This is a genomic window from Streptomyces cinnabarinus (genome assembly GCF_027270315.1).
Taxonomy (GTDB): domain Bacteria; phylum Actinomycetota; class Actinomycetes; order Streptomycetales; family Streptomycetaceae; genus Streptomyces; species Streptomyces cinnabarinus.
The window spans coordinates 3,654,649-3,677,621 of sequence record NZ_CP114413.1 but is presented as its reverse complement, the minus strand read 5'-3'; the positions used below and the strand labels follow the sequence as shown (position 1 = coordinate 3,677,621).

Below are 22,973 nucleotides of genomic sequence, written 5' to 3'. Positions count from 1 at the left end.
CGGGCGCGCGAGCGGGCAGGCACTGTTAGAGGGAACGGTTCGTCCGGGCCGGACCCGGGGTGACCCCTAGGCGGTGACAGGCACATGGCACTGGGTACGGCCACGGTCTCGTACGAGCTGCGCTTCGGCGCCGGACGGATCTGTCTCGATCTGCTGGCGACGACCCACCCCGTGGAACGGCTCGACTCCGTCGAGGTGTTGTGCGCGTGGATCACGGGTTCGGGGCTCGTCCCACCGGGGACCCCGCTCACCCGCGCCGACGCCTCCTGGCTGGTCGACTTCCGCGAACTGCGCGGAGGTATCGACCTGTTGGTGCGCGGCGCGCTCTCCGCCGAGGTCAGGACCTGGTCGTCGTACGGCCCCGCGCTGGCCCGGGTCAACGACACCGCCCGTACCGCGCCGCCCGCCCCGCGCGCGGTCCGCGTCCAGGACGGCAGTCTCGTACGGGAGTTGGCGGGGCCCCCGGAGCGGGCCGCGCTGCTCGCCGCGGTCGCCCGGGACGCCGTGGAGCTGCTGACCGATCCGCTCGCCCGGGCCGGACTGCGCCAGTGCGAGGGCGACAACTGCCCGATCGTCTACCTCGACACCTCGCGCGGGCGACGGCGCCGCTGGTGCAGCAGTGAGGTCTGCGGAAACCGGGAGCGGGTCGCCCGTCATCGACGCAGGGCCGCGCTCGCCCGCGCCTGACGATCCCTTATGTCCTTTCCGTGACAGGGCAGTCGAAGAAAATCGAAGTGATTTCGATTACATACCGTTTACCTTCTCCAGGTCTGGACCAATGACGTCCAGACTTTCTTCATGGCGAAAATGTAAAGACATTGAGGGGGGAATGTGCCTCCGTGTCCCGTCCGTCATGTCACCCCGGAGAAAACTGTCAGCCAGGTTTGAACACACAACGGGCCCGGTCCGTACGGGTGGTGGAGCGACCGACTGGGGGAACCCCCGGACACCGGAGGTGGGCGTGCGCAAGGATGCGGCCGTGGCCAATGAACGTGGATCGAGGGCCCGACATCGCATGTCCCAGCCCTCGGTCGAACCTGACGAGGAGCTGATGCGTGCTCTGTACAGGGAGCACGCCGGACCCCTGCTTGCGTATGTCCTGCGGCTGGTCGCCGGTGACCGGCAGCGCGCGGAGGACGTCGTGCAGGAGACGCTCATCCGTGCCTGGAAGAACGCCGGTCAGCTCAATCGAGCGACCGGATCGGTACGCCCCTGGCTGGTGACGGTCGCGCGCCGCATCGTCATCGACGGCCACCGCAGCCGGCAGGCCCGGCCGCAGGAGGTCGATCCGTCGCCGCTGGAGGTCATCCCCGCGGAGGACGAGATCGACAAGGCGCTGTGGTTGATGACGCTGTCGGACGCGCTCGACGACCTGACCCCCGCCCACCGGGAGGTCCTCGTCGAGACGTACTTCAAGGGGCGTACGGTCAACGAGGCGGCGGAGACCCTGGGGATACCCAGCGGCACCGTCCGTTCCCGGGTGTTCTACGCCCTGCGGTCGATGAAGCTGGCTCTGGAGGAGCGGGGGGTGACGGCGTGATGAACACATACGGGGGATACGGAGCAGGGGGTCCGGGTATGTCTGGCCCCATGGGAACGCAGGGCTCTTCGGGCACGAACGAGCACGAGACCGTCGGCGCCTATGCCCTCGGGATTCTCGACGACGCCGAAGCAACCGCTTTCGAAATGCATCTCGCGACCTGCGAGTGGTGCGCCCAGCAGCTCGACGAGCTGGCCGGGATGGAGCCGATGCTGGCCGCGCTCGCGGACCTGCCGGGCTCCGGCACACCCGCCATCGGGGAGTCGCTCTCGGCGAAGCCGAGCCCGAGGCTGGTGAACAACCTCGTCGACGAGGTCGCCGAGCGCCGCGCGATGACCCGCCGCCGCAGCTTCTACATGGTCGCAGCCGCTGCCGCGCTGATCATCGGTGGCCCGGTCGCCGCCATCGCCACCACCGGCGACGACGGCGGTACGTCCCCCGAGGCGCACTCCACCAGCCCCGCCAAGGACGCGTTCGACGTCATGACCGACCGGGTCTCCGGCCGGGACGCCTCCACCAAGGTCTCCGCGACGGTCGCCATGGAGTCCAAGGCCTGGGGCACCCACGCCGTGCTGGAGCTGAAGAACGTCACCGGCCCGGAGAAGTGCTCCCTGATCGCCGTGGGAAAGAACGGCGAGCGCGAGACGATCACCTCGTGGTCCGTCCCGAAGTGGGGCTACGGCATCCCGAACGCCAAGACCGAGCAGGCCAAGCAGCCGCTGTACGTGCACGGCGGAGCGGCCTTCACGCCCGAGGAGATCGAGCGTTTCGAGGTCATGACCTTCGAGGGCAAGCGGCTGGTCGAGGTGGCCGTGTGAGGCCACACGCTGCGGACGCATAGCTTCCAGGGCCCCCTTTCGCGTACGGTTGACGGCTGCCCAGCACGTCAGAAGGGGGCCCGGTGGCCGCACAGGCTCAGCAGGAAACCGCGGTCGGCTCGGTCCCGGACTCGGTCCGGGACCGTGAGATCAGCGTCGAACAGGAACACCTGGACCGGGTGTACCGGCGCCTTGAGGAGAAGATCCACGAGGCGGAGTTCCTCATGCACGACGCGGCCAAGCGCGGCCAGGTCGGCACACCCGGCGCGCTCGCCGAACGGGACGCGCAGGTCTTCCGGGCGGGTGTCCACCTCAACCGGCTGAACAACGAGTACGAGGACTTCCTCTTCGGCCGGATCGACCTGCTGCTCGGCAAGGACGGCAAGAAGGGCCCGGACGGCGCCTACACCGCCGTCGAGCCCGCCGAGGGCGCGGTCCGCCCCGACCAGACCGCCGATATCGCCGAGACCCTGCACATCGGGCGGATCGGCGTCCTGGACCACGACTACGCCCCGCTGGTCATCGACTGGCGGGCGCCCGCCGCGGCCCCCTTCTACCGCTCCACCCCGGTCGACCCCGGCCGGGTCGTGCGGCGCCGGGTCATCCGCTCCAAGGGCCGCCGGGTGCTCGGTGTCGAGGACGACCTGATGCGCCCCGAGCTGAAGGCGTTCCTGGCCGGCGAGGAACTGCCGGTGATCGGCGACGGCGCCCTGATGGCGGCCCTCGGACAGGCCCGCACCCACTCCATGCGGGACATCGTCGCCTCCATCCAGGCCGAACAGGACGTGGTCATCCGGGCCCCCGCCGCCTCCGTGACCTATGTCGAGGGCGGCCCCGGCACCGGCAAGACGGCCGTCGCCCTGCACCGCGCCGCCTATCTGCTCTACCAGGACCGGCGCCGCTACTCGGGCGGCATCCTGATCGTCTCCCCGACCCCGCTGCTGGTGGCGTACACCGAGGGCGTGCTGCCCTCCCTCGGCGAGGAGGGCCAGGTCGCCATCCGCGCGATCGGCTCCCTGGTCGACGGCGCCGAGGCCGGCCTCTACGACGCCCCGGCCACGGCCCGCGCCAAGGGCTCGTACCGCATGCTCAAGGTGCTCCGGAAGGCCGCCCGCGGAGCCCTGGAGCTGAACGATTCTCCGGCCCGGCTGAGGGTGGTCGCCTTCGGCCGCCGGCTGGAGCTGGAGGCCCGGGACCTGGAGGCGGTCCGCCGCAACGCCCTCAGCGGCACCGCCCCCGTGAACCTGCTGCGTCCGCGCGCCCGCAAGCTGCTCCTGGACGCCCTGTGGTCGCGGTCGGGCGGCGCCACCCGGCACTCCGACCCCGAGCTCGCCGCCGAGCTGCGCTCCTCCTTCGACGAGGACGTGACCGGCGAGGACTCCTTCATCGAGTTCCTCGACGCCTGGTGGCCGGAGCTGACCCCGAAGGGCGTGCTCGCGCAGATGGCCGACGAGCGGCGCCTCGGCCGCTGGGCGCGGCGCGTCCTCAACCCCGGCGAGGTCCGCCGGGTCGCCCGCTCGCTGCGCCGCGACGGGCACTCGGTGCACGACATCGCCATGCTCGACGAGCTCCAGGCGATCCTCGGCGCCCCGGCCCGCCCGCGGAAGAAGCGCGAACTGGACCCGCTGGACCAGCTCACCGGCCTGGAGGAGCTGATGCCGGTGCGCGAGGAGAGCCAGCGCGAACGCGCCGAGCGGCTCGCGCAGGAGCGGGTCGAGTACGCCCATGTCATCGTCGACGAGGCCCAGGACCTCACCCCGATGCAGTGGCGCATGGTCGGCCGCCGCGGCCGTCACGCCACCTGGACGGTCGTCGGCGACCCGGCCCAGTCCTCCTGGTCCGACCCCGACGAGGCCGCCGAGGCCCGCGACGAGGCGCTCGGCACCCGCCCGCGCCGCCGCTTCCAGCTCACCGTGAACTACCGCAACCCCGCGGAGATCGCCGAGCTGGCCGCGAAGGTGCTGGCGCTGGCCATGCCGGGCTCCGAGTCACCGACCGCGGTCCGCTCGACGGGCGTCCGGCCGCGGTTCGCCGTGGTCCGGGACACCCTGGCGGAAACGGTTCGCGAGGAGGCCGCGCGGCTGCTGGAGCGGGTCGACGGCACGGTCGGCGTGGTCGTCGCCATGCAGCGCCGCGAGGAGGCCGCCCGCTGGCTCGCCGGACTCGGCGACCGGGTGGTGGCCCTCGGCTCCCTGGAGGCCAAGGGCCTGGAGTACGACGCCACCGTCGTCGTCTCCCCGGCGGAGATCGCCGACGAGTCACCGGCCGGACTGCGCGTCCTGTACGTCGCCCTCACCCGCGCCACCCAGCAGCTCACGGTGGTCTCCGGCGAACGGGACGAGCCGGACGCGACGGGGGTGCCGGATCTGCTGCGGGACTGACGGCCGGATCTTCTCCGGGACGGACCGCCGGGACGGGAATGGGCTTACGGGATCGGTTTGTTAGCCTGGGTGTGACACCGGCCCGATCCAAGCCCCCGGGCCCAACCTTCGTCGCTACGAGCGACCACTTGCCGCGAGGCGAGCATGGCGGGTCGGTGTCACTTCAGCGTCCGAGAGGCCCACGTCACCAAGTGTGACGTGGGCCTCTTCCGTTGCCTGATCACTTCTCGTATGGTGGAAGTCGTTTTCCAAAATTGCTGTTGGGTCGTCGTTCGGTCGTGAACAAAAAGAGCGCAATCCAAGGCGGCTACCACGTACTCAGCGGTAGGTGCGACGATCGGACGGCACAACTTCGCGACACGGTGAAAGCAGAGGAAGTCGGCCATGGCAACGGCGCCCAGCGTCTCCTACTCGATGACGGTCCGGCTGGAGGTGCCCGCGAGCGGAACGGCGGTCTCCCAGCTCACCACGGCCGTCGAGTCCCACGGAGGCTCGGTGACCGGCCTCGACGTCACCGCGTCCGGGCACGAGAAGCTCCGTATCGACGTCACCATCGCGGCGACGTCCACCGCCCACGCCGACGAGATCGTCGAGCAGCTCAGGACCATCGAGGGCGTGACCCTCGGCAAGGTCTCCGACCGTACGTTCCTGATGCACCTCGGCGGCAAGATCGAGATGGCGTCGAAGCATCCCATCCGCAACCGTGACGACCTCTCCATGATCTACACCCCGGGTGTGGCCCGGGTCTGCATGGCCATCGCCGAGAACCCTGAGGACGCCCGCCGCCTCACCATCAAGCGCAACTCCGTCGCGGTCGTCACCGACGGCTCCGCGGTCCTCGGCCTCGGCAACATCGGCCCCAAGGCCGCGCTGCCGGTCATGGAGGGCAAGGCGGCCCTGTTCAAGCGGTTCGCCGGGATCGACGCCTGGCCGATCTGCCTGGACACCCAGGACACCGACGCGATCGTCGAGATCGTGAAGGCCATCGCCCCCGGCTTCGCGGGCATCAACCTGGAGGACATCTCCGCACCCCGCTGCTTCGAGATCGAGGCCCGGCTGCGCGAGGCCCTCGACATCCCCGTCTTCCACGACGACCAGCACGGCACGGCGATCGTCGTCCTCGCCGCCCTGACCAACGCGCTGCGCGTGGCCGGCAAGTCCATCGAGGGCATCCGGGTCGTCATGTCCGGCGCCGGCGCGGCCGGTACGGCCATCCTGAAGCTGCTGATCGCGGCGGGTGTGAAGAACGCCGTCGTCGCCGACATCCACGGCGTGGTGCACGCCGGGCGCGAGGACCTGGTGGACGCCGCGGCCGACTCGCCGCTGCGCTGGATCGCCGACAACACCAACCCCGAGGGCCTGACCGGCACCCTGAAGGAGGCCGTGCGCGACGCGGACGTCTTCATCGGCGTCTCGGCCCCGAACGTCCTCGACGGCACCGATGTGGCCGCCATGGCGGAGGGCGCGATCGTGTTCGCGCTCGCGAACCCCGACCCCGAGGTCGACCCGGCAATCGCCCGTCAGACGGCGGCCGTTGTGGCCACCGGCCGTTCCGACTTCCCGAACCAGATCAACAACGTGCTGGTCTTCCCGGGTGTGTTCCGCGGTCTGCTGGACGCGCAGTCCCGCACGGTCAACACCGAGATGATGCTGGCGGCCGCGAAGGCCCTGGCGGATGTGGTGACCGAGGACGAGCTGAACCCCAACTACATCATCCCGAGCGTCTTCAACGACAAGGTCGCGGGCGCGGTGGCGGGTGCGGTGCGGGAGGCCGCGAGGGCGGTCGGAGCCGGCTCGGGCAACGACTCCGTGATCTGAACGGCGTCCGGCGGACGTGACGATCGCCACGGCAAGCCCTTGTAGCGGCGCGTCGTGGAACCGAGGGCCTGTGACAGCCGTTTATGGTGTCGGCCAGGCTCAGGCCCTCTTTTCGTGTGACTCCCAAGGGTGTTCTCACGACTCGGACGGGTGCCGGATTGGCTTTCCCGCCGCAGGTAGGGGCAGGATGCGTCTCTGGGCGCGAGGGTCTGACGACGGACCCGGGTCCGGGGACTGTCACAGGACCCTGGCAGCATCGGCTTCGCTGTGCCCACTATGCGGCTCCGCCGCGTGGCACGCCTCAACAGCAAGAAGAACACGGGAGTAACAACATGAACCGCAGTGAGCTGGTGGCCGCGCTGGCCGACCGCGCCGAGGTGACCCGCAAGGACGCCGACGCCGTGCTGGCCGCGTTCGCCGAGACCGTCGGCGAGATCGTCGCCAAGGGCGACGAGAAGGTCACCATCCCCGGCTTCCTGACCTTCGAGCGCACCCACCGTGCCGCTCGCACCGCCCGCAACCCGCAGACCGGCGACCCGATCCAGATCCCGGCCGGCTACAGCGTGAAGGTTTCCGCGGGCTCCAAGCTGAAGGAAGCCGCCAAGGGCAAGTAGGGGCGCCTGTTCGCCGTTGCGGTGTGGCGCCGTGGGCGACTGCCGGTCCGCTGTGGCTGGTCGCGCAGTTCCCCGCGCCCCTTACCCGGCGACGCAGTGAACCTCGAAGGGGCGGCACCCGAATCCGGGTGCCGCCCCTTCGCCGTATGTACGACCGTGCCGGCTAGCCGAGCGCCTTGCCGGGCAGTTCCACCTTCGCGCCCAGTTCCACGAGCTTCTCCATGAAGTTCTCGTAGCCGCGGTTGATGAGGTCGATGCCGTGGACCCGGGAGGTTCCCTGGGCCGCCAGGGCCGCGATGAGGTAGGAGAAGCCGCCGCGGAGGTCGGGGATGACCAGGTCGGCGCCCTGGAGCTTGGTGGGGCCGGAGACGACCGCGGAGTGCAGGAAGTTGCGCTGGCCGAAACGGCAGTCGGAGCCGCCGAGGCACTCGCGGTAGAGCTGGATGTGGGCGCCCATCTGGTTCAGCGCGGAGGTGAAGCCGAGGCGGGACTCGTAGACCGTCTCGTGGATGATGGACAGGCCCGTGGCCTGGGTGAGGGCCACCACCAGCGGCTGCTGCCAGTCCGTCTGGAAGCCGGGGTGCACGTCCGTCTCCAGCGCGATGGACTTCAACTGGCCGCCGGGGTGCCAGAAGCGGATGCCCTCGTCGTCGATCTCGAAGGCGCCGCCGACCTTGCGGTAGGTGTTCAGGAACGTCATCATCGAGCGCTGCTGGGCGCCCCGGACGTAGATGTTGCCCTCGGTCGCGAGCGCGGCGGACGCCCAGGAGGCGGCCTCCAGGCGGTCCGGCAGGGCGCGGTGGGTGTAGCCGCCGAGCTTGTCCACACCGGTGACGCGGATCGTGCGGTCGGTGTCCACGCCGATGATGGCGCCCATCTTCTGCAGCACGCAGATGAGGTCCTCGATCTCCGGCTCCACGGCCGCGTTCGAGAGCTCGGTGACACCCTCCGCGAGGACCGCCGTCAGCAGCACCTGCTCGGTCGCGCCGACGGACGGGTACGGCAGCCGGATCTTCGTGCCGCGCAGCCGCTGCGGGGCCTCCAGATACTGGCCGTCAGCCCGCTTCTCGATCGTCGCGCCGAACTGCCGCAGCACCTCGAAGTGGAAGTCGATGGGCCGGCCGCCGATGTCACAGCCGCCGAGACCCGGGATGAAGGCGTGCCCGATGCGGTGCAGCAGCGGACCGCACAGCAGGATCGGGATCCGGCTCGAACCCGCGTGGGCATCGATGTCAGCGACGTTCGCGCTCTCCACGTGCGAGGGGTCCATGACCAGTTCGCCGGGCTCGTCGCCCGGACGGACCGTCACACCGTGCAGCTGGAGCAGTCCGCGTACGACCCGGACGTCGCGAATGTCCGGAACGTTGCGCAGTCGACTTGGCTCACTGCCGAGCAGGGCGGCGACCATGGCCTTCGGTACGAGGTTCTTCGCACCGCGGACACGGATCTCGCCCTCCAGCGGGGTTCCGCCGTGGACAAGCAGGACATCGTCGTTGACGGTCATGTATCTCGCGTTCCGATGAGATGGGCAGGGGCCGAGGAAACAGGGTAAACGCCGTCCACCCCCCTTCAGTAAGCCCAAGTACCGCCCAGCTTCGTCATAGCTGTGTCACAACACGAACGGTTCTTCGCCGGGCACGAGGGGTCACTGCGGCGGGTGTGCGCCGGGGGCGCTCGGCGCCGCGCTGAGCTGCGTTCACTCCCTTACCGGGATTGCCTCCCCACACGGAGGAAAGATGCGGGATCATGTCTGGCATGACCGAGGTGTCCTCGCTCACAGGGCGGTTGCTCGTGGCAACGCCCGCCCTGGCGGACCCGAACTTCGACCGCGCGGTGGTGCTCCTTCTCGACCACGACGAGGAGGGCTCGCTCGGCGTCGTCCTCAACCGTCCGACCCCGGTGGACGTGGGCGACATCCTGGAGGGCTGGGGCGATCTCGCGGGCGAGCCCGGGGTCGTCTTCCAGGGCGGCCCGGTGTCCCTCGACTCCGCCCTCGGCGTCGCGGTCATCCCCGGCGGAGCGAGCGGCGAGAGCGCCCCGCTCGGATGGCGGCGGGTGCACGGCGCGATCGGTCTGGTGGATCTGGAGGCCCCGCCCGAGCTGCTCGCCTCGGCGCTCGGCTCGCTGCGGATCTTCGCGGGGTACGCGGGCTGGGGGCCCGGCCAGCTGGAGGACGAGCTGGTGGAGGGCGCCTGGTACGTCGTGGAGTCGGAGCCGGGCGATGTCTCCTCGCCGGCCCCGGAGAGACTCTGGCGGGAGGTGCTGCGCCGCCAGCGCAACGAACTCGCGATGGTGGCCACGTATCCGGACGACCCTTCGCTCAACTGACGCATGTGAGCTTCAGTACTCTTGGTTGTTATGAGCACTCTTGAGCCCGAGCGCGGGACTGGTACGGGGACCCTCGTAGAGCCGACGCCACAGGTGTCCCACGGCGACGGCGACCACGAGCGCTTCGCCCACTACGTCCAGAAGGATAAGATCATGGCGAGCGCCCTCGACGGGACCCCCGTCGTGGCGCTGTGCGGCAAGGTCTGGGTGCCCGGCCGCGATCCGAAGAAGTACCCCGTGTGTCCCATGTGCAAGGAGATCTACGAGTCCATGGGCGCCGGCGGCGACGACAAGGGCAAGGGCGGCGACAAGAAGAAGTAGTCCTGCTCGTCGTCTGACGTCTTCGAAGGCCCCCGGGGCGCGCTTTCTGGTGCGCTCCGGGGGCCTTCGTGTGTCACGAAGTGGTTGAGACCTCTTGTCGACGTGTTCATGTAGTCCCTAGCCTCCGGTTTGTTGTTGTGCAGAGCAAAACAGTCATTGCATATGTTGCAACGCTCGGAGGATCGCTCCATGAAGCTCCCCGCCGCCCGTCTGGCCGTGCTCCTCGCTGTCATGGCCGCCGCCTGTGCGCCCCAGACGTCCGACAACTCCGCGTCCGACAAGGACGACAAGACCGGCACCCTGCGGGTCTGGCTCTTCCAGGAGGTCAGCAACCAGCCCAAGGAGAAGGTGGTCGACTCCGTCCTCGCCGCCTTCGAGAAGGCTCACAAGGACACGAAGGTCACCGTCGAGTACATCCCCGTCGAGACCCGCGCCCAGCGCATCAAGGCCGCCTTCAACGACCCCAAGAGCGCGCCCGACGTCATCGAGTACGGCAACACCGACACCGCGGGCTATGTGAAGGACGGCGGACTCCTCGACATCACCGAGGAGTTCGGCGACTGGCCCGAGGCCAAGGACACCGACCCCACCGCCAGGCAGTCGGTCACGGTGGACGGCAAGGTCTACGGCGCCCCGTACTTCGTCGGCGTCCGCGCGCTGTACTACCGCACGGACGTCTTCGACGAACTCGGCCTCGAAGTCCCGGGCACCCAGGCCGAGCTGATCTCCACGGCGAAGGAGATACGGGCCGAGAAGCCGGAGTTGTACGGCCTCGCCGTCGGCGGCGCCTACACCTACGGCGCGATGCCCTTCGTCTGGGCCAACGGCGGCGAACTGGCCACCGGCAAGGGCGGCTCGTACGCCTCCGCCATCGACAGCGCCGCCGCGCAGCAGGGCATCAAGGCGTACACGTCGTTGTTCGGCGACGACAACTGCCCGGCCGCGACCTGCGCCGGCATGGGCGGCAACGACACCGTGACGGCGTTCGCCGCCGGCAAGGCGGGGATGGCGATCGGCGGGGACTTCAGCCACGCGGCGGTGGAGGCCGGGAAGGTCAAGGGCAAGTACGCCGTCGTCCCGCTGCCCGGGGTGCAGGAGGGGGAGATCGCTCCCGCCTTCGCGGGCGGCAACAACATCGGCGTACTGAAGAGCACCTCGCACCGCACCCTCGCCGTCGACCTGATGAAGCGGCTGGCGTCCAAGGAGACGCAGGCCTCGATGTTCGACGCGATGGGCTTCCTGCCGACCTACTCCGACGTACGGCAGCAGGCGGCGGCGAAGGAGCCGTTCGTGAAGCCGTTCGTGGAGACCCTGGGCTCGGGCACCAAGTTCGTCCCGGCGTCTCCCGCGTGGGCCCAGATCGACTCCTCGCTGGTGCTGCCGACGATGTTCCAGGAGATCGTGAGCGGCAAGAAGTCGGTGGCGGCAGCCTCCAAGGACGCGGCAGCCGAGATGAATGACGCGTTCGGGTCCATCGGGTGACCTCGGTGACCCACCGCAAGACCTGGACTCCCTGGCTCTATCTCGCCCCCGCTCTCGTCGTCCTCGGCGGACTCCTCGCCTACCCCATCTACCAGCTCGGGCTGATCTCCCTCTTCCACTACACCCAGGCCCAGGTCAGTGGCGGGGAGCCGGCCACCTTCGAGGGGTTCGGGAACTACGCCGAGCTGTTCGGGGACTCCCAGTTCTGGGAAGTCCTGCTGGCGACCGTGGTGTTCGCGGCCGCCTGTGTGGTGTCGACGCTCGGCGTCGGGTGCGCGCTCGCCGTGCTGCTCACCCGGGTGCGGGCCGTGCCGCGGCTCGCGCTGATGCTGGCGGCGCTCGGGGCCTGGGCCACCCCGGCCGTCACCGGATCGACCGTGTGGCTGTTCCTGTTCGACGCCGACTTCGGGCCCGTGAACCGCGTGCTGGGCCTCGGCGACCACTCCTGGACGTACGGAAGGTTCAGCGCCTTCTTCCTCGTCCTGCTCGAAGTGGTGTGGTGCTCCTTCCCGTTCGTGATGGTCACCGTCTACGCCGGGATCCGGGCCGTGCCCGGCGAGGTGCTGGAGGCCGCCGCGCTGGACGGCGCCTCGCAGTGGCGGATCTGGCGCTCGGTGCTCGCGCCGATGCTGCGGCCGATCCTCGTCGTCGTCACCATCCAGTCCGTCATCTGGGACTTCAAGGTGTTCACCCAGATCTACGTCATGACCAACGGCGGCGGCATCGCGGGCCAGAACCTGGTCCTCAACGTGTACGCCTACCAGAAGGCGTTCGCCTCCTCGCAGTACAGCCTCGGCTCGGCGATCGGCATCGTGATGCTGCTGATCCTGCTCGCGGTGACGCTCGGGTACCTGCGACTGCTGCGCCGCCAGGGGGAGGAGCTGTGAATCTTCTTCGGGGCCTTGTGGCCCGCCCGTGGCGGTTCGCCGCGGAAGTGACCGCGCTGCTGATCGCGGCGGTCGTCGCCTTCCCGCTGTACTGGATGGTGCTCAGCGCCTTCAAACCGGCCGGCGAGATCGAGTCGACCGAGGCGCGGCCCTGGACGACGGCGCCCTCGCTGGACTCCTTTCGGCGCGTGTTCGAGCAGCAGGAATTTGGTCGGTATTTCGTCAACAGCCTTGTTGTCGCGGGCTCGGTGGTGGTCGCCTCGGCGCTCATCGCGTTTCTCGCGGCGACCGCCGTGACCCGATTCCGCTTCCGCTTCCGAACCACCTTGCTGATCATGTTTCTGGTGGCCCAGATGGTGCCCGTGGAAGCCCTCACGATCCCCTTGTTCTTCCTCATGCGGGACGCCGGTCAGCTCAACACCCTGGGCTCGCTGATCCTGCCCCACATCGCCTTCTCGCTGCCGTTCGCGATCTGGATGCTGCGCGGTTTCGTGAAAGCGGTTCCGGAGGCTCTGGAGGAGGCCGCGTACCTCGACGGGGCGAGCCGGGCGCGATTCCTGTGGCAGATCCTTTTCCCGCTCGTGCTGCCCGGGTTGGTCGCCACGAGCGTCTTTTCCTTCATCTCGGCCTGGAACGACTTCCTCTTCGCCAAGTCGTTCATCATCAGCGACACTTCGCAGTCGACGCTGCCGATGGCGCTGCTGGTCTTCTACAAGCCGGACGAGCCGGACTGGGGCGGTGTGATGGCCGCCTCGACGGTGATGACGATTCCGGTGCTGGTGTTCTTCGTACTCGTGCAGCGACGCCTGGTCTCGGGACTGGGCGGAGCGGTTAAGGACTGACGTGACTTCACCGACGGAACTGATTCCGGCGCCCCGTGTGATCGAGGGGCCCGGCCGGTGCGGGTTCTCCCTGGAGGAGAGCACCACCCTGTGGGCCGCGCCCGGCACCGGCAGCACGGAACGCTGGCTGCGGGCCACGCTGGGCCAGGCCCTCGGCCTGCCGCTGCGCCCCGGTCCTGAGGACGCCCGGAACGCCCTGCGGCTGGTCGTCGACGCCGGCCTGGAGCCCGAGGGGTACCGGCTCACCGTCGTCGCCGACCAGGGCATCGAGATCCGTGGCGGCGACGCGGCCGGTGTCTTCTGGGGCGCGCAGACACTGCGTCAGCTCCTCGGACCCGACGCCTTCCGCAAGGCGCCGGTGCGACCGGGGATCTCCTACGGCGTCCCGCACCAGACCATCGCGGACGCGCCCCGCTTCCGCTGGCGCGGCCTCATGCTCGACGTCGCCCGGCACTTCCTGCCCAAGGACCAGGTGCTGCGCTACCTGGACCTGATGGCCGCGCACAAACTCAACGTCCTCCACTTCCACTTGACCGACGATCAGGGCTGGCGCGTCGAGATCAAGAAGTACCCCCGGCTCACCGCGGCCGGATCCTGGCGGGCGCGCACGAAATTCGGCCACCGCGCCTCCGAGCTGTGGGAGGAGAAGCCGCACGGTGGCCACTACACCCAGGACGACATCCGCGAGATCGTCGCCTACGCCGCCGAGCGGCATATCACCGTCGTCCCCGAAATCGACGTACCCGGCCACTCGCAGGCCGCCATCGCCGCGTACCCGGAACTCGGCAACACCGACGTCATCGACACCACCTCCCTGACCGTCTGGGACAACTGGGGAATCTCCGCCAACGTACTCGCCCCCACTGACAACACCCTGCGCTTCTACGAGGGGGTGTTCGAGGAACTCCTCGGTCTGTTCCCCTCGGAGTTCATCCATGTCGGCGGCGACGAATGCCCGAAGGACCAGTGGCGGCGGTCACCGACGGCACAGGCGCGCATCCGGGAACTCGGACTCGCCGACGAGGACGAACTCCAGGCGTGGTTCATCGCCCACTTCGACGAGTGGCTCTCCGAACGCGGCCGCCGCCTCATCGGCTGGGACGAGATCCTGGAGGGCGGCCTCGCCAAGGGCGCGGCGGTGTCCTCCTGGCGCGGATACGCGGGCGGGATCGCCGCCGCGCGGGCCGGCCACGACGTCGTCATGTGTCCCGAGCAGTACGTGTACTTGGACCACCGCCAGGCCGCGGGCGAGGAGGAGCCGGTCCCCATCGGCTACGTCCGCACCCTGGAGGACGTCTACCGGTTCGAGCCCGTTCCAGCCGATCTGACCCCGGAGGAGGCACCGCACGTCATCGGGACGCAGGCCAATGTGTGGACCGAGGTGATGGAGAGCCCCGCGCGGGTGGACTACCAGACGTTCCCGCGTCTGTCGGCCTTCGCCGAAGTGGCCTGGAGTCGTCTGCCCGCCCCCGACCAGCGGGACTTCGCCGACTTCGAGCGCCGGATGACGGCCCACTACGCCCGCCTGGACGCCCTGGGCGTCGGCTACCGCCCGCCCGCCGGGCCGCTCCCGTGGCAGCGGCGCCCCGGAGTGCTCGGCCGCCCGCTGGAAGGAGCGCCCCCGAACAGGTAGTGGAGAAAACCGGCAGGGTCACCGAAGAGAGGCAATTCACGCGCACCGGTGAAGCCGTACGAAAACGGACCATCTCCCCGGTGAAGTGGGCGAATGCCTCCTAGCGGACCCCCGCGTTCGGGCCCCACGAAGATGTGCCAGAGTTGCCACGTCCGCCCTGTCAGCACGTACCGTACGGCAGCAACAGGTGGGACCAGGTGGGGCAGCGGGAAGGGGCAGCCGGTTTGACCACGCACGCACCGCAGGCGGCGCAGGCCGTCACGCTGCCCACGACGCTGGACGAGGCCGTGGCGGCGCTCACCGCCATGCCGGCCGCCGTTCCGGTGGCCGGCGGCACCGATCTGATGGCCGCCGTCAACTCCGGGCAGCTCCGGCCGGCCGCGCTGGTCGGCCTGGGCCGGATCAGCGAGATCCGCGGCTGGCAGTACCAGGACGGGCACGCCCTGCTCGGGGCCGGACTCACCCACGCACGCATGGGCCGCCCCGACTTCGCCGCCCTGATCCCGGCGCTCGCCGCGTCCGCGCGCGCCGCGGGCCCGCCGCAGATCCGCAACGCCGGCACCCTGGGCGGCAACATCGCCGGCGCCGCCCCCACGGGCGACGCGCTGCCGGTGCTGGCCGCCCTGGAGGCGACGCTGATCATCGCGGGCCCGGGCGGCGCCCGCGGGGAGATCCCGGTGTCGCACCTGCTGGCCGGAGTGGAGATGCTGCGGCCCGGCGAACTCATCGGCTACGTGCGCGTGCCGCTGCTGCACGCCCCCCAGGTCTTCCTCAAGGCGACCGGCCGGACCGGACCCGGACGCGCCATGGCCTCCGTGGCGCTGGTCCTCGACCCCGCGCGGCGGGGTGTGCGGTGCGCCGTGGGCGCCATAGCGCCGATGCCGCTGCGGCCCCTGGAGGCCGAGCAGTGGGTCGCGCAGCTGATCGACTGGGACAACGACCGCGCCATCGTCCCGGAGGCGCTGGCCGCCTTCGGCGAGTACGTCGCCGCGGCCTGCATCCCCGACCCCGTGCCGGCCGAGGACGGCTCCGTGGAACCGCTGCCGCCCGCCGTACTGCATCTGCGGCGCACCGTCGCCGCGCTGGCCCGACGAGCACTGGGGAGGGCGCTGTCGTGACCGACGACCGGCAAGGAGAGGGCGCCCCGCAGGGCGCGAGCCGCTGGGACCCGCTGCCCCAGGGCGACTACGACGACGGCGCCACCGCCTTCGTCAAGCTTCCCGAGGGCGGGATCGACGCCCTGCTGGCCTCCACCGACAGCCCGCTGGCCGCGCCCGGGCACGGCTATGTGCCCCCGCCCATAACGGTCACGCCCGCCACCACCGCGGGCACCGACCCGGCGGCCACCGGCAGCTGGGCGATGCCCGCGGGCGGCGTCCAGTGGCCCGAGGCGGGCACCGGCCCCGAGGAGACCGGCAACGACCGGTTCACGTACAGCCCCGGCGCCACCGGACAGTGGAACTTCGAGGACGCCCAGGCCGACGGACCGGCGCCCGGACACGACGTCACGGGCCAGTGGTCGATCCCCGTCGCGGACGGCGACCTTCCGGACGAATCGGGCGAGTTCACCACCTCGGCGCTGGTCGAGCAGTGGGGCGGCAACCCGCCCGCCACCCTGCCCGGCGGCGCGGCCGCACCCTGGGCGGCCCAGCCGACGGAGCCGGGCGGGCCGACCCAGCCGGGTCAGCCGGCCCAGGCGATCGGCGAGCCCTGGGGACGCCCGGCCGACGCGCACGGGCCCGCCGACGCCGCCCCGGCCGTGTCGGAGCCGCCCGCGGCACCTGACGAGGCCGAGGCCCCCGAGACCCCTGAGGACGCCTCTCAGGGCGCTGTGGAGGCCCCTGAGGCGGACGGGGCCGACGAGGGCGCCCGGGAGGCCGAGGAGGCCGCCGAGGGCGCCGTGGCCGGGCCGGACGAGGACGCCGCGGAGTCGTCCTCGATGACCGGCGAGGAACACCCCCTCGCCTCCTACGTCTTGCGGGTCAACGGCGCCGACCGGCCCGTCACCGACGCCTGGATCGGCGAGTCGCTGCTGTACGTGCTGCGCGAGCGGCTCGGGCTCGCGGGTGCCAAGGACGGCTGCTCGCAGGGCGAGTGCGGGGCCTGCAACGTCCAGGTCGACGGACGGCTCGTCGCCTCCTGCCTGGTGCCCGCCGTGACCGCGGCCGGCGCCGAGGTGCGTACCGTCGAGGGCCTCGCCGTCGACGGACAGCCCTCCGACGTGCAGCGCGCGCTCGCCCGGTGCGGCGCCGTCCAGTGCGGCTTCTGCGTGCCCGGCATGGCGATGACCGTGCACGATCTCCTGGAGGGCAACCCCGCCCCGACCGAGCTGGAGACCCGCCAGGCGCTCTGCGGCAACCTGTGCCGCTGCTCCGGCTACCGCGGGGTCGTCGAGGCCGTCAAGGAGGTCGTCGCCGAACGCGAGGCGCACAGCGGGGCCGACGCCGAGGCGGACCCGGACGAGGCCCGCATCCCGCATCAGGCGGGCCCGGGAGCCGGCGGCGTCCACCCGTCCGCCCTGGACCCCACCACCCCGCATGACCAGCCGTACGGCCAGGACGGAGGCCAGGCGTGAGCAACGACGCCGTCACCGCGCCCACTGCCGCGGAGGCCGCCCCCGCCCCCGAGCCGATTCCGCACGGCCTCGGTGTCTCGCTGCCGGCCGCCGACGCCCGCGCCAAGACCGAGGGCACCTTCCCCTACGCCGCCGACCTGTGGGCCGAGGGCCTGCTGTGGGCGGCCGTGCTGCGCTCGCCGCACGCGCACGCGCGCATCGTGTCGATCGACACCACCCACGCGCGGGAGATGCCCGGCGTCCGCGCCGTCGTCACCCACGAGGACGTCCCCGGCACCCCGGTGCACGGCCGCGGCACCGCCGACCGGCCGGTGTTCGCCTCCGAGGTGGTACGCCACCACGGCGAGCCCATCGCCGCCGTCGCCGCCGACCACCCCGACACCGCGCGGATGGCCGCCGCGGCGGTCATCGTCGAGTACGAGGTCCTCGACCCGGTCACCGACCCCGAGCAGGCCTTCGAGGCCGAGCCGCTGCACCCCGACGGCAACCTGATCCGGCACATCCCGCTGCGCCACGGCGACCCCGACGCGGCCGCCGAGATCGTCGTCGAGGGCCTGTACCGCATCGGCCGCCAGGACCCGGCGCCCATCGGGGCCGAGGCCGGACTCGCCGTGCCCCGCCCGGACGGCGGGGTGGAGCTCTACCTCGCCTCCACCGACCCGCACCGCGACCGCGACACCGCCGCCGCCTGCTACGGCCTCGCGCCCGACCGCGTGAAGATCGTCGTCACCGGCGTCCCCGGCGCCACCGCCGACCGCGAGGACCAGGGCTTCCAGCTCCCGCTGGGCCTGCTGGCGCTGAAGACCGGCTGCCCGGTGAAGCTGACGGCCACCCGCGAGGAGTCCTTCCTCGGCCACGTCCACCGGCATCCGACGCTCCTGCGCTACCGTCACCACGCGGACGCCGAGGGCAAGCTGGTCAAGGTCGAGGCGCAGATCCTGCTGGACGCGGGCGCGTACGCGGACACCTCCGCCGAGGCCCTGGCGGCCGCGGTGTCCTTCGCCTGCGGCCCCTATGTCGTGCCGAACGCCTTCATCGAGGGCTGGGCGGTCCGCACCAACAACCCGCCCTCAGGACATGTCCGCGGCGAGGGCGCCATGCAGGTCGCCGCCGCCTACGAGGCGCAGATGGACAAGCTGGCCAAGAAGCTCGGCGTGGACCCGGCCGAGCTGCGCCTGCGCAATGTGCTCGCCACTGGCGACGTCCTGCCCACCGGCCAGACGGTCACCTGCCCGGCGCCGGTCGCCGAACTCCTCCAGGCGGTGCGCGACTTCCCGTTGCCGCCGCTGCCCAAGGACACCCCCGAGGACGAGTGGCTGCTGCCCGGCGGGCCCGAGGGCGCGGGCGAACCGGGCGCGGTGCGCCGCGGCGTGGGCTACGGGCTCGGCATGGTGCACATGCTGGGCACGGAGGGCGCCGACGAGGTCTCCACGGCGACGGTCAAGGTGCAGGACGGCATCGCCACGGTCCTGTGCGCGGCGGTGGAGACCGGCCAGGGCTTCGCCACGCTGGCCCGCCAGATCGTCCAGGAGACCCTCGGCATCGACGAGGTCCATGTCGCCCCGGTCGACACCGACCAGCCCCCGGCGGGCCCGGGCTGCCGCGGCCGGCACACCTGGGTGTCGGGCGGTGCGGTGGAGCGCGCGGCGAAGATGGTCCGTACCCAGCTGCTCCAGCCCCTCGCGCACAAGTTCGGTATGTCCACCGAGCTGCTCCAGATCACCGACGGAAAGATCACCTCGTACGACGGCGTCCTGTCGACCACCGTCACCGAGGCGATGGACGGCAAGGAGCTGTGGGCGACCGCGCAGTGCCGCCCGCACCCCACCGAGCCGCTGGACGAGGCCGGCCAGGGCGACGCCTTCGTGGGCCTGGCGTTCTGCGCGATCCGCGCGGTCGTGGACGTCGACATCGAGCTGGGCTCGGTCCGGGTGGTGGAGCTGGCGCTCGCCCAGGACGTGGGCCGGGTGCTGAACCCCGCTCAGCTCGCGGCGCGGATCGAGGCGGGCGTCACGCAGGGCGTCGGCATAGCGCTGACGGAGAACCTGCGCACGGCCCGCGGCTCGATACGGCATCCCGACCTGACCGGCTACGCCCTGCCAACGGCCCTGGACGCCCCGGACATCAGGATCGTGAAGCTGGTGGAGGAACGGGACGTGGTGGCGCCGTTCGGCGCGAAGGCGGTGAGCGCGGTGCCGGTGGTGGCTTCCCCCGCGGCGATCGCCTCGGCGGTGCGCGCGGCGACGGGCCGTCCGGTGAACCGGCTGCCGATCCGTCCGCAGGCGGCGGTGGTGACGAGCGGCACGTGAGCCGCTGCGCGGGCGTTGTCAGTGGTGCGGCGTAGTGTTCGGAGGTGTCGGGACACGAACGGGGGACACCATGATCGCGACGCTCGCCGAACCGGAACAGCTGCGCCGGGACGGCCGTTTGATCACCACGCTGACGCTGGTGGCGGGTCCGGAGCCGGACCTGCGCGAGGCGTCGGGCCTGGCCGTCTCCGTCCCGGCCCGGCTGCTCGCCGAGGAGTTCGGCCGTGGCGGCGTGATGCGCTTCGAGGACGTCGACTTCCCGGCCGCACTCACCCACGCCCCGACCCGCCGCTTCCTGAGCGAGACGGGACTGCCGGAGGAACACGCCCTGTTCCGGCTGCACGGGGACGAGGTGCTGCCGACCCTCACCGAGGCCCGCACCGCCGGGGCCTTCGGTGAACTCCCCCCGGACGCCGACCGCCTGATCATCCTCGGCCACCTGGAAGAAGCCGGCATCCTTCTCCTGGACGGCGCGACGGGCACCCTGCTGACCTGGACGCCGACCGATCCGGCGCCCCACCCCCTGCCCGCGGACGTCTCCACCCTGGCCTTCACCTTGTGGCTGCTGCACCGGGACACCCTGTGCGCATGACGGAAGACATCACGATCCGCCCGGCGGAACCGGCCGACCTGGCGGCGGTCGCGGGCCTGCGCTGGCAGTGGATGGCGGAGCACGGCGACACTCCGACGACGCTCGAACGCCCGGAGTTCATCCGCCACTTCGTCGCCTGGGCGGCCGAGAACTCCTCCTCGCACCGCTGCACGGTCCTGGTCCGCGACTCGGTCGTCATCGGCATGACCTGGCTGGCGGTCGTGCACCGGGTACCGACCCCGCGCGCCCTCCACCGCGCCTCCGGCGACCTCCAGTGCGTCTACGTCGCCCCCGAGGCCCGGGACACGGGCCTGGGCAGCCGGCTGATCACCGAGACCCTGGCCGCCGCCGCGGCGCTGGGCCTGGAGCGCGTCACCGTCCACTCCTCCCCGCGAGCGATACCGGCCTACGCCCGCCAGGGCTTCGAGAACTCCCCGCGCCTGCTGCAAACCCACCTGGAGGCCGTGGCGGGAATCGAACCCGCGTAACGCGATTTGCAGTCGCGCCCCTGAACCACTCGGGCACACGGCCGTGTCCTTCAGTGCCTAGAAGCTAGGCCGCCCCGGGGGAGGGGCTCAAGGGGATCGCGGGGGCTGCAACGGGACTGCCATGCCGCGTTCATAAAGCGGGCCATGTGCGGGAAACGGGGCCCCGGTCGTACGACCAAGGTCGCAGGCCGAGACCGTCTCCTGACAGGGGCGGTGGGCGGCTGCGGACCTTACGCTGGCTCGCATGACCAGCCCCGATCCCCGCGACACCGCCGTCGCGCACGACGCCGAGCCCGCCGACAAGGACGCCTCCGCCGACACCGTGCTGAGCCGGTCGTACCGCGCGCTCAGCATCGGGATCGTCTCCGTCGTGCTGCTGATCGCCTTCGAGGCGACGGCCGTCGGCACGGCCATGCCGGTCGCTGCGCGGGAACTGGACGGGGTGTCGCTGTACGCGTTCGCGTTCTCGGGGTTCTTCACCACCTCCCTGTTCGGGATGGTGCTCGCGGGACAGTGGGCGGACCGGCGCGGTCCCGTCGGGGCGGTGAGCGCCGGGATCGCGGCCTTCGCCGCCGGGCTGCTGCTGGCCGGGACGGCCACGGCGATGTGGCTGTTCGTGCTGGGGCGGGCCGTACAGGGCCTCGGCGGCGGGCTGGTGATCGTCGCGCTGTACGTCGTGATCGGGCGGGCCTACCCCGAGCGGCTGCGGCCCGCCATCGTGGCCGCGTTCGCGGCGAGCTGGGTCGTCCCCTCGATCGTCGGGCCGCTCGCCTCCGGCGCGGTCACCGAACACCTCGGCTGGCGCTGGGTGTTCGTCGGCATCCCGGTGCTCGTCGTCTTCCCGCTGGCGCTCGCCCTGCCGCAGATAAAGCGCCGCGCCTCAGGCCCGGTGGCCGGGGCGGCCCCGTCCTTCGACCGGCGCCGCATCCGCCTCGCCCTCGGGATCTCCCTGGGCGCGGGCCTGCTCCAGTACGCCGCCCAGGATCTGCGCCCGCTGTCCCTGCTGCCCGGCGCGGTGGGCGCCGCGCTGCTGGTCCCGGCAGTCCTCGGCCTCCTCCCGCGCGGCACCTACCGAGCCGCCCGTGGACTGCCCTCCGTGGTGCTGTTGCGCGGCGTCGCCTCGGGCTCCTTCATCGCCGCCGAGTCCTTCGTACCGCTGATGCTGGTCACCCAGCGAGGGCTGTCGCCGACGCTCGCCGGGTTCTCCCTCGCGGCCGGTGGCGGGACCTGGGCGGCGGGGTCGTGGCTGCAGTCCCGGCCGCGTCTTGAGCCGTACCGGGAGCGGCTGACCACGTTCGGGATGGTGCTGGTGGCCGCGGCCATCGCGGCGGCGCCCAGCGTGCTGATCGACTCCGTGCCGGTGTGGACGCTGGCCGTGGCCTGGTCGTTCGGCTGCTTCGGGATGGGCCTGGTGATCTCCTCCGCCAGCGTGCTCCTGCTGAAGCTCTCCGCGCCGGAGGAGGCCGGCACCAACTCCGCCTCCCTCCAGATCTCCGACGCGCTGTCGAACGTCGTGATGCTCTCCGTGGGCGGCGCCGCCTTCGCGGCCCTCGGCGGCGGCGCCCTCAGCCACACGGCCACGGAGACCTCCGGCTCGCACCCGGCGGCCTTCGCGGCGGTGTTCCTGCCGATGGCGGCGGTGGCGCTGGCCGGGGTCTGGGTGACGCGACGCCTGCACACGCGGTGAGCCGTAAACCGCTCGTCGGCGCGCCCGCGGCCCGCCTACCCTGCTCGGCATGACCGAGCCGACCCTCCACCTCCCGCCCGGCCTCCAGCAGGAGCTCGCCGACCTCGCGGACGCCACGGCGCGCCGCCCGGAGGACATCGCCCTGGACGCCGTACGGCAGCGGGTGGAGCAGGAGTCCGCGCCGGTCCGTGCAGCCGCCGAACTGCTCGCCGGCGCGCACGCCGATCTGCTGCGGAGGCTGGGCCGGTGACCCGGTACCTCAGCGTCGCCGAGGCCGAGCACATCGCCCGGGCCGCCTTCGGCGGGCGCGCCCCCGAGGTGCGGGACGCCGGGCTGTTCGCCTCCGCCGTACGGCGGCCACGCGCCCGCATGTTCGGTACGGAGGCCTACGCCGACCTGTACGAACAGGCCGCCGCCCTGCTGCACGCCCTCGCCACCAACCACCCCCTGGTCGACGGGAACAAGCGCACCGCCTGGCTCGCCGCGGCCACCTTCCTCCGCGTCAACGGGGTCGATCTCGCCGAGTGCGACCAGGACACGGCGTACGACCTGGTCATCGATGGGGCGTCCGGGGCCGAGGTGGACGTCGGGCGGATCGCGGGGCGGCTGCGGGAGTTGTGACGTCGGTCCCACCCACGGGTGACCCGGCCCTGTCCGC

General features: G+C 71.4%; 21 protein-coding genes and 1 tRNA gene. 20 read left to right on the top strand and 2 right to left on the bottom strand.

Features of this window, described 5'->3' with window-relative positions; genetic code table 11:
• Nucleotides 1–84 precede the first annotated feature (84 nt).
• The 6 genes from STRCI_RS16510 (at nt 85) to STRCI_RS16485 (ending at nt 7,171) form a co-directional block, all read left to right on the top strand.
• Nucleotides 85–687, top strand: coding sequence for a CGNR zinc finger domain-containing protein (locus tag STRCI_RS16510; RefSeq protein ID WP_269659715.1), 603 nt, complete (start codon nt 85–87; stop codon nt 685–687).
• Between the two features lie 268 nt (nt 688–955).
• The gene (locus tag STRCI_RS16505) at nt 956–1,540 is read left to right on the top strand and encodes a sigma-70 family RNA polymerase sigma factor (protein WP_078598885.1); all 585 of its coding nucleotides are present in this window, start codon (nt 956–958) and stop codon (nt 1,538–1,540) included.
• Nucleotides 1,540–2,358: a zf-HC2 domain-containing protein gene (locus STRCI_RS16500; RefSeq protein WP_418953342.1), complete on the top strand. Its 819-nt coding sequence runs from the start codon at nt 1,540–1,542 to the stop codon at nt 2,356–2,358. The genes STRCI_RS16505 and STRCI_RS16500 overlap by 1 nt, the downstream gene beginning before the upstream one ends.
• Nucleotides 2,359–2,441: 83 nt before the next feature.
• A complete protein-coding gene (locus STRCI_RS16495) occupies nt 2,442–4,739 on the top strand; it encodes a HelD family protein (RefSeq protein ID WP_269659713.1) in 2,298 nt (765 codons plus the stop codon).
• 384 nt (nt 4,740–5,123) lie between these two features.
• A complete protein-coding gene (locus STRCI_RS16490) occupies nt 5,124–6,557 on the top strand; it encodes an NAD-dependent malic enzyme (RefSeq protein ID WP_269659712.1) in 1,434 nt (477 codons plus the stop codon).
• Nucleotides 6,558–6,889: 332 nt separating this feature from the next.
• On the top strand, nt 6,890–7,171 hold the full coding sequence (locus STRCI_RS16485; RefSeq protein ID WP_007382399.1) for an HU family DNA-binding protein: 282 nt from the start codon (nt 6,890–6,892) through the stop codon (nt 7,169–7,171).
• Nucleotides 7,172–7,334: 163 nt separating this feature from the next.
• Here the strand turns inward: STRCI_RS16485 and murA are convergent, their stop codons facing one another.
• Entirely contained in the window at nt 7,335–8,675 is a 1,341-nt protein-coding gene (gene murA / locus STRCI_RS16480) for a UDP-N-acetylglucosamine 1-carboxyvinyltransferase (protein WP_269659711.1), read from the bottom strand.
• A gap of 251 nt (nt 8,676–8,926) precedes the next feature.
• On the opposite strand from murA, the gene STRCI_RS16475 reads away from it, so the two are divergent.
• The 11 genes from STRCI_RS16475 (at nt 8,927) to STRCI_RS16425 (ending at nt 20,628) form a co-directional block, all read left to right on the top strand.
• Nucleotides 8,927–9,499 (top strand): YqgE/AlgH family protein, encoded by a 573-nt coding sequence (locus STRCI_RS16475; protein ID WP_186287200.1) that lies wholly within the window; start codon nt 8,927–8,929, stop codon nt 9,497–9,499.
• Between the two features lie 30 nt (nt 9,500–9,529).
• Nucleotides 9,530–9,820: a DUF3039 domain-containing protein gene (locus STRCI_RS16470; RefSeq protein WP_015660057.1), complete on the top strand. Its 291-nt coding sequence runs from the start codon at nt 9,530–9,532 to the stop codon at nt 9,818–9,820.
• A gap of 189 nt (nt 9,821–10,009) precedes the next feature.
• Complete coding sequence (locus STRCI_RS16465) at nt 10,010–11,302, top strand: extracellular solute-binding protein (RefSeq protein ID WP_269659710.1); 1,293 nt, start codon at nt 10,010–10,012, stop codon at nt 11,300–11,302.
• The gene (locus tag STRCI_RS16460; protein WP_269659709.1) at nt 11,299–12,189 is read left to right on the top strand and encodes a carbohydrate ABC transporter permease; all 891 of its coding nucleotides are present in this window, start codon (nt 11,299–11,301) and stop codon (nt 12,187–12,189) included. Before STRCI_RS16465 ends, STRCI_RS16460 begins: the two co-directional genes overlap by 4 nt.
• Nucleotides 12,186–13,031, top strand: coding sequence for a carbohydrate ABC transporter permease (locus tag STRCI_RS16455; protein WP_269659708.1), 846 nt, complete (start codon nt 12,186–12,188; stop codon nt 13,029–13,031). Before STRCI_RS16460 ends, STRCI_RS16455 begins: the two co-directional genes overlap by 4 nt.
• A gap of 1 nt (nt 13,032) precedes the next feature.
• The gene (locus tag STRCI_RS16450; protein WP_269659707.1) at nt 13,033–14,664 is read left to right on the top strand and encodes a beta-N-acetylhexosaminidase; all 1,632 of its coding nucleotides are present in this window, start codon (nt 13,033–13,035) and stop codon (nt 14,662–14,664) included.
• A gap of 224 nt (nt 14,665–14,888) precedes the next feature.
• On the top strand, nt 14,889–15,782 hold the full coding sequence (locus tag STRCI_RS16445) for an FAD binding domain-containing protein (RefSeq protein ID WP_269659706.1): 894 nt from the start codon (nt 14,889–14,891) through the stop codon (nt 15,780–15,782).
• The gene (locus STRCI_RS16440) at nt 15,779–17,239 is read left to right on the top strand and encodes a 2Fe-2S iron-sulfur cluster-binding protein (protein ID WP_269659705.1); all 1,461 of its coding nucleotides are present in this window, start codon (nt 15,779–15,781) and stop codon (nt 17,237–17,239) included. Before STRCI_RS16445 ends, STRCI_RS16440 begins: the two co-directional genes overlap by 4 nt.
• A complete protein-coding gene (locus tag STRCI_RS16435; RefSeq protein WP_269659704.1) occupies nt 17,236–19,548 on the top strand; it encodes a xanthine dehydrogenase family protein molybdopterin-binding subunit in 2,313 nt (770 codons plus the stop codon). Before STRCI_RS16440 ends, STRCI_RS16435 begins: the two co-directional genes overlap by 4 nt.
• Before the next feature lie 70 nt (nt 19,549–19,618).
• The gene (locus STRCI_RS16430) at nt 19,619–20,140 is read left to right on the top strand and encodes an SUKH-4 family immunity protein (protein WP_336298800.1); all 522 of its coding nucleotides are present in this window, start codon (nt 19,619–19,621) and stop codon (nt 20,138–20,140) included.
• Nucleotides 20,137–20,628, top strand: coding sequence for a GNAT family N-acetyltransferase (locus STRCI_RS16425; RefSeq protein WP_269659703.1), 492 nt, complete (start codon nt 20,137–20,139; stop codon nt 20,626–20,628). Before STRCI_RS16430 ends, STRCI_RS16425 begins: the two co-directional genes overlap by 4 nt.
• Here STRCI_RS16425 and STRCI_RS16420 read toward each other — a convergent pair.
• Nucleotides 20,597–20,671, bottom strand: a tRNA-Cys gene (locus STRCI_RS16420). The two genes, STRCI_RS16425 and STRCI_RS16420, sit on opposite strands and share 32 nt — an antisense overlap.
• 201 nt (nt 20,672–20,872) lie before the next feature.
• Here STRCI_RS16420 and STRCI_RS16415 point away from each other — a divergent pair.
• The 3 genes from STRCI_RS16415 to STRCI_RS16405 are packed head-to-tail and all read left to right on the top strand — an operon-like array spanning nt 20,873 to nt 22,936.
• On the top strand, nt 20,873–22,315 hold the full coding sequence (locus STRCI_RS16415) for an MFS transporter (RefSeq protein ID WP_269659702.1): 1,443 nt from the start codon (nt 20,873–20,875) through the stop codon (nt 22,313–22,315).
• Between the two features lie 49 nt (nt 22,316–22,364).
• Nucleotides 22,365–22,565: a hypothetical protein gene (locus STRCI_RS16410; protein WP_269659701.1), complete on the top strand. Its 201-nt coding sequence runs from the start codon at nt 22,365–22,367 to the stop codon at nt 22,563–22,565.
• The gene (locus tag STRCI_RS16405; protein WP_269659700.1) at nt 22,562–22,936 is read left to right on the top strand and encodes a type II toxin-antitoxin system death-on-curing family toxin; all 375 of its coding nucleotides are present in this window, start codon (nt 22,562–22,564) and stop codon (nt 22,934–22,936) included. The genes STRCI_RS16410 and STRCI_RS16405 overlap by 4 nt, the downstream gene beginning before the upstream one ends.
• Nucleotides 22,937–22,973: the final 37 nt, after the last annotated feature.